General features: G+C 72.0%; 3 protein-coding genes. 1 reads left to right on the forward strand and 2 read right to left on the reverse strand.

From position 1 onward, the window contains the following. On the forward strand, positions 1 to 1,233 hold a 1,233-nt coding region (locus AC1D15_RS21670), incomplete at its 5' end, for an NAD-dependent succinate-semialdehyde dehydrogenase (protein ID WP_477827593.1). Here AC1D15_RS21670 and AC1D15_RS21675 read toward each other — a convergent pair. Both AC1D15_RS21675 and AC1D15_RS21680 read right to left on the reverse strand, forming a co-directional pair. After that, positions 1,220 to 2,509: a glycoside hydrolase family 18 protein gene (locus tag AC1D15_RS21675; protein WP_477827594.1), complete on the reverse strand. Its 1,290-nt coding sequence runs from the start codon at positions 2,507 to 2,509 to the stop codon at positions 1,220 to 1,222. The two genes, AC1D15_RS21670 and AC1D15_RS21675, sit on opposite strands and share 14 nt — an antisense overlap. A 29-nt stretch (positions 2,510 to 2,538) precedes the next feature. Further along, the gene (locus tag AC1D15_RS21680) at positions 2,539 to 3,567 is read right to left on the reverse strand and encodes a phytoene/squalene synthase family protein (RefSeq protein WP_477827595.1); all 1,029 of its coding nucleotides are present in this window, start codon (positions 3,565 to 3,567) and stop codon (positions 2,539 to 2,541) included. Positions 3,568 to 3,754: the final 187 nt, after the last annotated feature.

A 3,754-nucleotide genomic window follows, 5' to 3' on the forward strand; every position in this document is an offset into this window, starting at 1 on the left:
AACCTGATGCGCCGCGCCGCCGCGCTGCTGCGCGAACGCGCCGACGGCATCGCCCGCCTGATGACGCAGGAGCAGGGCAAGCCGCTGGCCGAGGCGCGCGTCGAGGTGCTGGCCGGCGCCGACATCATCGACTGGTTCGCCGACGAAGGCCGCCGCGTGTACGGCCGCATCGTGCCGTCGCGCAACCTGGCCGCGCAGCAGCTGGTGCTGAAGGAGCCGGTCGGCCCGGTCGCGGCCTTCACGCCGTGGAACTTCCCGATCAACCAGATCGTGCGCAAGCTCGGTGCGGCGCTCGCGAGCGGCTGCTCGTTCCTGGTGAAGGCGCCCGAAGAAACCCCGGCTTCGCCGGCCGCGCTGCTGGCCACCTTCGTCGATGCCGGCATCCCGGCCGGCGTGCTCGGCCTGGTGTTCGGCAACCCGGCCGAGATCTCGGCCTACCTGATCCCGCACCCGGTCATCCGCAAGGTCACCTTCACCGGCTCGACGCCGATCGGCAAGGAACTGGCCGCGCTGGCCGGCCGCCACATGAAGCGCGTGACGATGGAGCTGGGCGGCCACGCGCCGGTGATCGTCGCCGACGACGCCGATGTCGCGCTCGCGGTCAAGGCCGCCGGCGGTGCGAAGTTCCGCAATGCCGGCCAGGTCTGCATCTCGCCGACGCGCTTCCTGGTGCACAACAGCCTGAAGGCGGAGTTCTCGCAGGCGCTGGTGGCGCATGCCCAGAAGCTGAAGCTGGGCGACGGCCTGGCCGAAGGCACGACGCTCGGCCCGCTGGCCAATGCGCGCCGCCTGGGCGCGATGGCCAAGGTGGTCGACGACGCCCGCAAGCGCGGCGCGACGGTCGCGACCGGCGGCGAACGCGTCGGCAGCAGCGGCAACTTCTTCGCGCCGACGGTGCTCACCGACGTGCCGCTCGACGCCGACGTGTTCAACAACGAACCGTTCGGCCCGGTGGCCGCGGTGCGCGGCTTCGACACGCTGGACGAGGCGATCGCCGAAGCCAACCGCCTGCCGTTCGGGCTGGCCAGCTACGCCTTCACGCGCTCGATCAAGAACGCGCACCTGCTGTCGCAACGCCTGGAGGTCGGCATGCTGTGGGTCAACCAGCCGGCCGCGCCGGTGGCCGAGATGCCGTTCGGCGGCGTCAAGGACTCGGGCTACGGCACCGAAGGCGGCCCGGAGGCGATGGAGGCCTACCTGGTGACGAAGAGCGTGTCGATCATGGCCGTTTGAGCGGCTTGGCCTGAGCAGGACCCGGGGTCTGCCCGACCCCGAGGTTCATCGCGTTCAGGATGTCGCCGTTGTCCTGCGACAGCTCCCACGCGAAGACGCCCGCCAGCCCGTGCGCGACCGCGAAGCGGCCCTTGCGCCGCACGCTGCGCGGGTCGTCGTAGCCGATCATCTGCTGCTCGCGCGCATTCCACAGCGTGTACGACTGCGTGATGCGGTCGTACACCGTTCTCCAGCCCTGCGTGCCGGTGCCCTTCGGTCCCAGCCAGCCGCCGGCCAGCTCGCGGTAGGTGATGTCGCCTTCCTTGCCGGGGAACACGCCGGTGCGCGGCACCCCGTTGAAGCCGTTCGGCCCCAGGCCCTTCACGCCGACGAAGCCGCGGCCGTACATCGCGATACCGGCCACCAGCTTGTGCGCCGGCACGCCGGCTTTCGTCATCACGCGCACGGCGCCTTCGAGGCTGTCGTTGGTGTCCGGCGTCGGGCTCGCGAGCGGCGTGTGGTGGCCGGCCAGCGGCGTCCAGCCGCCGGCAAAGTCGTAGGTCATCATGAAGACGAGGTCCATCACCTTCGCCGCAGCGGCGTGGTTGACCTTCGTCGCGAGCGATTCGGTGGTGTTGATGGCGGCAGTCAGCAGGTAGCGGCGGCCGGTCTGCGCGGAGAGTGCATCGAGCGCGCGGCGCAGGTCGACCATCAGGTCCGCATAGCCCTGCCCGTCGGCCGGCGTGCCCAGCGCGACGCCATTGGCGCTGCCGTTCGAGGTCGGGTGCTCCCAGTCGATGTCGATGCCGTCGAAGGCCGGGTGGGTCTGCAGGAACTGCGTGACCGAGGCGGCGAACACCGCGCGCCGCGCCGGGTCGTTCACGAGGTGGAAGAACGGGTCCGAGCCGCCCCAGCCGCCCACCGAGGCCAGCACCTTGGCGTGCGGCGCACGCTGCTTGAAGCGGGCGAAGACGGCATCGAACTCGTCGTCACGCGTCGAGGTGGCGAGCTGGAAATCGGCCTTGCCCTCGCAGGCCGCGGCGTCCTGCGGCAGCTGGCCGGGGCCGCACAGGTGCAGGAAGGCGTAGAGCAGGTGCGTCAGGTTGCCGGGCGGCACGCGGTCGAGCAGGTCCTGCGGCTGCCAGTTCGGCACGTAGACGCCGACGACCTTGCCGCTGGTCGGCGTGAAGGGGTGGTGCCGGCCGGTGAACGGCGGCACCGGTTCGGCGGCGGATGCCGCGGCCGCCATCCAGCCCAGGGCCACGGCCAGGGTCGTCATCCATCGCGATCGGTTCATCGGGCGTCTCGTCGGGTGGGTTGAAGGGATCAGGCGTGGCAGGCCGCCTCGACGCGCGCAAGCGCCGCATCGGTCCAGCGCCGCAGTGCAGCGGTCGACAGCGCGGTCGGCAGCGAACGCAGCAGCATCCGGTAGACCGCGCCGCGCGTCACCTTGATGCGCCGTGACGGATCGAGCCAGCCCGGCGCGGTGAGCAGCAGCTCGATCGATGCGAGCCCGAGCATCAGCGGCCACAGCGACGCGAGCCGCAGGCGCAGGCTGCCCGCGGGGATCTGCAGCACGTAGGCGGCGCCTGCGCGGTAGCCGGCCAGCGCCTGCGCGCTCAGCGCCAGCAGCAGCGGCCGGGCTGCTGCGCGGCGCGCCGGATCGAGCAGGTCGCCGACCTGCAGGCCGTGGGTCGCGAGCAGTTCGGCCGGCAGGTAGCAGCGGCCGTTCGCGAGGTCTTCGGCGGCGTCGCGCAGCACGTTCGTCAGCTGCAGCGCCTGGCCGTAGGCGATGCCCTGCGCGACCCTCGCGTCGCGCGGCCACGCCTGCAGCTCGGGCCGGTGGCGCATCGCGATGTCGGTCCAGAACTCGCCGACGCAGCCGGCCACCAGCCAGGTGTAGCGATCCAGCTCGGCGCGGGTCTGCAGCGGCACCGGCGCACCGGCACGGCCGTGTTCGAAGTGCTGCAGGTCGAAGCACATGCCGTCGGTCAGCGTCGTGACGACGCGGCGGATGTCGGCGACGTCGGCGGGCTGCTGGTGTCGTAGCAGGTCCAGCGCCTCGGGCAGCGCGGCCATCAGCGCGGCCTCACCGGCGTCGGCCGGGCTGCCGGCGTCGATCGCCTGCGTGGGCGAGGTGCCAGCAACCTGCTCGCGCCACGACAGCAACTGCGCGAGCCGCTGCGATGCCGGGCGGCCGGGCGTATCGGCGAGGGTGTCGGCCGCGCGGGCCAACAGGTAGGCCAGGCTGACCGGCGCGCGCAGGCCCGGCGGCAGCATGCGCAGGCTCAGGTAGAACGAACGGGAGACGCGCTTCAGCAGGTCGCCGAGCAGCGTGTCGGAGGAGACGGGCATAGGGCTGGCAATGTAGCCGCTCTTGCCCTCAGCCCGACGACTTGAACACCCCGAACAACCGCCCGATGCGTCCGGCAATGCCGCGCTCGCCGGACGACACCTTGATCAGCGGGCTGGTCGGCCGGTTGCCGAACGGGTCGCCGGTCTGCACGCCGCGCGTCACGGCGGTGCCGGCGCGTGCCGGAGC

The sequence above is a fragment of the Rhizobacter sp. P2_H2 genome, assembly GCF_056403375.1.